4 protein-coding genes and 1 pseudogene are annotated in these 5577 nt (G+C 63.7%); 2 read left to right on the forward strand and 3 right to left on the reverse strand.

Features of this window, described 5'->3' with window-relative positions:
* Nucleotides 1-537: hypothetical protein (locus ACE3UY_RS18445; RefSeq protein WP_374688949.1), on the forward strand; the 537-nt coding region annotated here is incomplete at its 5' end.
* A gap of 235 nt (nucleotides 538-772) precedes the next feature.
* Nucleotides 773-1879, forward strand: coding sequence for a tyrosine-type recombinase/integrase (locus ACE3UY_RS18450; RefSeq protein ID WP_374688950.1), 1107 nt, complete (start codon nucleotides 773-775; stop codon nucleotides 1877-1879).
* 147 nt (nucleotides 1880-2026) lie between these two features.
* On the opposite strand, the gene ACE3UY_RS18455 is transcribed toward ACE3UY_RS18450, so the two are convergent.
* The 3 genes and pseudogenes from ACE3UY_RS18455 to eutB all read right to left on the reverse strand — a co-directional run.
* Nucleotides 2027-3202 (reverse strand): hypothetical protein, encoded by a 1176-nt coding sequence (locus tag ACE3UY_RS18455; RefSeq protein WP_374688951.1) that lies wholly within the window; start codon nucleotides 3200-3202, stop codon nucleotides 2027-2029.
* Nucleotides 3203-3243: 41 nt separating this feature from the next.
* Nucleotides 3244-5394, reverse strand: coding sequence for a dipeptide ABC transporter ATP-binding protein (locus ACE3UY_RS18460; protein ID WP_374688952.1), 2151 nt, complete (start codon nucleotides 5392-5394; stop codon nucleotides 3244-3246).
* A gap of 48 nt (nucleotides 5395-5442) precedes the next feature.
* Nucleotides 5443-5577: pseudogene (gene eutB / locus ACE3UY_RS18465) on the reverse strand (ethanolamine ammonia-lyase subunit EutB); the annotation flags it as partial.

Genomic DNA, 5577 nt, shown 5'->3' on the forward strand with positions numbered 1-5577 from the left:
CACCAGCACGTGCAATGGCGCCAGGATGAGATCAGTCGCCGCTTCATTCGTTCCATCGCCGGCCAGGTAGACAAGTTCTTCCTGAAAAACCCTAACATAGTTCGTATAGTTTTGGGCGGGAACACCGAAATGGCCAACGCCGTCCTGGGCGCGCTGCACCCAGCGACGCGCGAGCGGGTGATCGCCGTGCTGCCCATACCCATCGCAACGCCACCCCACGAGATCGTCCAGCGCATTCGCGACACAGCTATTCAGGCCGAGCGAGACCACGAATTGGCCGTGGTCAGCGAGATATTGGCCGAGGCCGGCGCGGGCGGGCGCGGCGCGACGGGCTTTACCGCCGTTGGCCGGGCATTGGATCGCGCTGTCGTGCAATTGCTGGTGCTGCCTTATCCCGGCGCGGCCGAGACTGTCGAGCCGCTCCTGCTGCAGGCCGTACGCCAGGGGGCAATGATCGAGTTCGTGTCCGGGGATAGCGCCGCGCGTGTCCAGGAAGCGGGAGGCGTGATCGCCCGGTTGTATTACGCGATCAGCTAAGCGATAGCGAGTTCTGTTGCTTTCATAATAGCGACAGAGGCGAACAGTCACTAGGCTGTTCGCCTCTGTCGTTATAGACGCCCAGCAAGTGACCCCCTCGGCAACCCAATGTTGACATAACTGACGGCATGCTCTATAATGTCTTGGTGTGACTAATGCTTGTTAATTGAATTATGATCATATAGCTTTGAGGGGTGCGGCTCAAACAAGGCCCTACCCCATGGCGGGGTTCCGCATGGCGCGAACGCGAAAAGAGACTCTACTGCCCATTTCCGAGCGACCGGCGCCCGAAGGGCCAACCTGGACGGATGAGGCCGCCTTCCTGCGCGAAGCCGGCGCGCAGAGCCTCAAGACCGAATCCACCTACCGCAGCGGCCTGCGCCTGTTCGCCGACTGGCTGCAACACTTTCGCCGCGCCGGCTACGCCAAGACTGAGCCCTGGCCTCTACGCCCCGACCGGCTGACGACCGACATCATCCTCGACTACCGCAACTGGCTACTGGCCAACCGCTCGCGGGCCACGGTGACGACCTACATGGCCGCCGTTGCCGGTTACTTAAACTTCCTCGATGGCTACGACCGCCTGCCCGAGTCCGTCCAGCTCGGCAAGCTCCAGCGTCAGATGGCCCGCCGCCAGGTTGAGCGCAACCAGGCCGAGAACGTTATTGATCTCGACATCGCCCGGCAAGACATCCCGCGCATCATCGCCTACTATGACGCGCTCCCCCTGCCCCCGGAGAATGACACCTACAACCGCCGCCTGTCGCTCTTGCGCGACCGGGCGGTGGTCAAGATGCTCTACTCGACGGCGGCGCGCATCTCAGAGGTGGTGGCCCTCAACCGCGCCAACGTCGGCCACGGCCGGGCCGCCTACGCCACCATCGTCGGCAAGGGCAACAAAGGGCGCACCCTCCACATCCGCGGCTACGCCCGCGAGGCGGTGGTGACCTACCTGGCCGAACGCACCGACACGAACCCCGCCCTCTTCGTCTCGCACAGCCGTAATTCCAGTAGCGCCCGGCTGAGCATCACTTCGGTTCACAAAGTGGTCAAGAGAGCCGTCCATGCCGAACATCTACACGAAAGTCTATCGGCGCATGACTTTCGCCACTACCGGGCCACGCAACTGCTGCGCGCGGGCATGCCTCTGGAAGTCGTGCAGGAGTTCCTTGGTCACGCCGACGTGACAACGACGCGCAATATCTACGCCCCGGTGCTGGGCGTGCAGGTGGTCACCGAGTGGTTGGACAACCTTGATGTGACACCCAAAGAAGCATTGAATGACTCATCCACCTCCCTGCTTCCAGATGAGCGAATTGCGACGCTGCTAGATAGGGAGTGAGCGGCTTGATCCACGCTTCACTCATATCGATTTGATCTCAAGATATCCTGATATAAAAGTTGTATTTGTATATCTACACGAAATATCACGGCTTTCGAGGCCGCTTGTTGCTGGATTGAATCCATATATCGGCGGAATAGACCCGTCTCAACCCGCTTCAACGCCAAGGAGGTTGAAAGGCGTTGATAACTCCGCCAGTCGCCGCGCCGCCAGAGAAAGCAGCCCGTCATTGTGCCCGTCATAGGTAATGAGCAGGCCGGCCGCGCCAGCGGCCCAAGCCATGTTGATGATGGTCGTCGCCCGGCGTGGTGACTCCGCCGCGCGGAGCGTCAGGAAAGAGCCAATGTTGGCCGCCCGACAGCGCTTGATGCCGACCAGCATACTCTCCATGCTGGAAGTGTGCGGCTCGAATATCAGGGCATGTGCCGCCGCGATGTCAGCGTACATCTGGAGTTCGGCTGGCAGGGGTTGTGCGCGGGCTACCAGTAGCGTGGGCCGGCTGCGCTTCAGCGAGTCAGGCGTCAGCCGTAAGAAGTCATTCAGGCGGTGGAGGTTAGCCAGCTGCGCCAGGGGGTCATCGAGCAGGAACGGCTCTTCAAGAATCAACTGGTGAGTCCCCGCCGCGTTTTGCAGGCCGACACAGTGGGCCAGCACCTTGCCAATGTGGCGCAGCGGGTCGCCGGCCAAACGCCCCAACGCGCCGTTCAGACCCAGGTAGATAGAAAAGGGTGAGCCAATCGCATCGGCCCGCTGCCGCAACTCCCGGACAAAGCGCTGCAAGTGCTCTCCATTTTCGCCAATGGCCTCAGCCACGCGCTCGCCGGCTGTCAGCCGGTAGCCGATGCCGGCCGGGCGCAGGGCGAGCATCCGATCGATGCGCTCGGCCGTCGCGTCGTAGTCGCTGATCTCGAGCAGCAAGGATAATGATGGGGAGCGATCACCCGGAACAAAGCCATACTCGACGGCCAGCAGCGCCGCGGGTGTCAGGTCCTGAGCATGGGCCACAGCGGCCAGCAGCGTCTCTTCCAGCGCGGCGATAAGGACAAGATGGGCGGAGGGCGCCGCGTCCGGCGCGGTAATGGCCCGCCTGACTCGCTCGGCGAGAGCACGAAAGCTGGTAGCCGGTTGTTGGGCCAGTACTGGTTTGATGAGGTCTACCAGCCGGGCGGCTTCGGGTGCATCGAGGACATCGGCCTCCAGATCGCCCCAGAAGACGAGCGGCCGGCCGGCCGGCGCAGGCTCCTGTCCGCCAATGGTTAGGCCCACCGACAGCGGATTGGCTGGGCCGGGCGGGGCAAGGAGAATGTCAGTGATTCGTAGCATGGGCGCAACGTCGGATGATGCAGTCCTTGACGAGCATGGGACTACCTTGAAGAGGGATGCGGGACGGTGATGACCGGCTCGAAGGCGCGTAGAGTCTCGAGCGGGATGTGACAGAGAATGCGGTGGCCGTTGCCGTCTTCCCGCCAGGGGGGAACGTCCGTCTCGCAGATGCGGCCGCCATCGGGCAGCATGGCCCGGCGCGGGCAGCGCGTGTGGAAGCGGCAGCCGCCAGGCGGGTCGAGGGCGCTGGGCACGGTTCCTTCCAGCCGGATGCGACGCTGTTGCGCTATGGGGTCAGGGATGGTGGGCACGGCCGACAGTAGCGCCTCGGTGTAGGGGTGATAGGGTGGCACGTAGATGGCCTCGGCCGGCCCGATCTCGACGACCTGGCCCAGATACATGACGGCGATCTGATCCGACAGAAAGCGCACGACGCTGAGATCGTGGGCGATGAAGATCATCGTCGTTCCGTAGTCGCGCTGCACCTCCAGCAACAGGTTGAGCAGGGCCGCCTGCACTGACACGTCGAGCGCGCTGACGGGTTCGTCGCACAGGACGAGATCGGGCCGGCTGGCCAGAGCGCGGGCGATGCCGACGCGCTGCTTCTCGCCGCCGCTGAGTTGGCGCGGCAGCCGATTATAGTAGCTCTCACCCAGACGCACCGCCTCCAGCAAGCGGATCACCTCGGCCCGCACCTGAGCGCGTGGCACGGTGCCAAAGCGCTCCATGGGGCGGGCGATCTGGTGGCCGACCGTGTAGGACGGGTTCATGGTCGCGTCCGGGTTCTGGAAGACCATTTGCAACTCGCGGATCAGCTCGACGTTGCGCGCAGACAGGTCGCCGGTAATGTCAAAGCCCTTGAACTCCGCCGCGCCGCCGGTGCTGCTCTCCAGGCCGATGATCGTCTTGACCAACGTACTCTTGCCGCAGCCCGACTCGCCGACGATACCCAGCGTTTGCCCTTTCGCCACGCGGAATGAGGCGTCTTCGAGCGCCTGAACGGCGCGCGGCTGGCCCAGGCCCAGCACGTCCCGAATGGAGTTGCCCTGGATGGGGTAGTACTTCTGAAGCCCTTTCACTTCCAGGATAGGCGCGCCCGTCGCACCGTTAGCCGTTGGGTCCGGCAGGATGAGCTGGATATCAGCCGGCGGAACCCACTGCGCCGGATCGATCTCCTCAGCATAGTGACAGCGGACGTAGGTTCCGGTGGGCAACTGGCGCAGTTCGGGGCGCACGGCGCGGCAGTAGTCGCGCGCATAGTCGCAGCGAGGGCTGAAAAGGCAGCCCTCCGGCCGGTTGTCGGGCGGGGGAACGCGGCCGCGGATGGGGTACAGGAGACTGCTGGCCTTGTCCCGGCCCAGTTTGGGCAGGCAGCGGATCAACCCCTGGGTGTAAGGGTGCTGCGGGGCGGCGAACAGTTCACCGGCGGTCGCCCGCTCCACCAGTTCGCCGGCATACATGACGCCCACCCGGTTGCAAATGCGGGCGATGACGCCGAGGTTGTGACTGATGAAGAGAATGGCCGTGTCGAAATCGCGGCGCAGTTCGGCGATGAGGTCGAGCACGGCCGCCTCGACGGTCACGTCCAGCGCCGTCGTCGGCTCGTCCATAATGAGCAGCGCCGGATTGTTCAGCAGGGCCATGGCGATGACCACGCGCTGCTGTTGCCCGCCGGAGATCTGGTGCGGGTAGCGGTTCATGACACTGGTGGGGTCGGGCATGTAGACGCGATCCAGCATGGCGATGCAGCGCCGGGTCGCCTCCTCCTCGCTCACCCCGCGGTGGACAGTCAGCACTTCGCGCATCTGGTCGCCCAGGCGCATGGTCGGATTCAACGACTGCATGGGGTCCTGGTAGACCATGGCGATCTGGTCGCCGCGCAGTTGGCGCAACTCCTCAGCCGTGCGCCCCAGCAACTCCTGCCCCTGGAACTTGATGCTGCCCCGCTTGACGTAGCCGTTGGCCCCCAGGAAGTTGACAATGGCCCAGGCGGTCGTGCTTTTGCCGCAACCGGACTCGCCCACCAGGCCAAATGTCTCCCCCCGCTCCACCGCAAACGAGATGTTCTGGATCGCCTCCACCTCGCCGCCACGCACTTTGTAGGCGACAGCCAGATTATCGACCTCCAGTACCGGCATCCGCGGCCCAATGACCGGCACGGAGGACGAAGGGCTTGATGTCGCTTCAACCATGATTACTTCCTTCATTTAGGGACTAGGGGTTAGGGGCTAGGGGCCAGGGGAGAGCGCGCTTCCCTGGCCCGTCTCGAAGTACATCAGCTGGCCCCCAACCCAGGCGACATCCCGGCGTCGATGCTGTTCCAAGACTTGTTCGCGTCCCTCTTGGAGGAGTTGCAATGTGATCCCAAAGCTGGC

The organism is Promineifilum sp. (SeqCode) (genome assembly GCF_041918635.1).
Taxonomy (GTDB): domain Bacteria; phylum Chloroflexota; class Anaerolineae; order Promineifilales; family Promineifilaceae; genus Promineifilum.

Excerpts from the sequence above, each read along its gene's own strand:
- ACE3UY_RS18455 (WP_374688951.1), bottom strand. The coding sequence starts at position 3,202 with ATGCTACGAATCACTGACATTCTCCTTGCCCCGCCCGGCCCAGCCAAT.
- ACE3UY_RS18450 (WP_374688950.1), top strand. The coding sequence starts at position 773 with ATGGCGCGAACGCGAAAAGAGACTCTACTGCCCATTTCCGAGCGACCG.
- ACE3UY_RS18460 (WP_374688952.1), bottom strand. The coding sequence starts at position 5,394 with ATGGTTGAAGCGACATCAAGCCCTTCGTCCTCCGTGCCGGTCATTGGG.